General features: G+C 64.3%; 1 pseudogene. It reads right to left on the bottom strand.

The window, feature by feature from the left end:
- A pseudogene (locus A3764_RS25035) lies at positions 1 to 207 on the bottom strand (alpha/beta fold hydrolase); the annotation flags it as partial.

Below are 207 nucleotides of genomic sequence, written 5' to 3'. Positions count from 1 at the left end.
CACCGTGAGGTTGCCGTTGGCCAGATCCTCCATCAGGGGCGCGCTGTGGATATCCAGCGGGACGATATTGTCTTTATCGCCGTGCACGGCCTCTACCGGCATTGTCAGCCTGTCGTAGTTCTGCCGCATCTCGATGATCCGGGGCAGCAGGGAATTGACCTGCTGGGCGTTGGCCCGCGTGCTGTCCCGGCGCAGGGTGAGCCCGGG

Origin of the sequence: Sulfitobacter sp. HI0129 (assembly GCF_001635395.1) — a bacterium.
Taxonomy (GTDB): Bacteria; Pseudomonadota; Alphaproteobacteria; order Rhodobacterales; family Rhodobacteraceae; genus Sulfitobacter.
The sequence above is the reverse complement of the archived record's forward strand: the minus strand, read 5'-3'. Positions and strand labels throughout refer to the sequence as shown.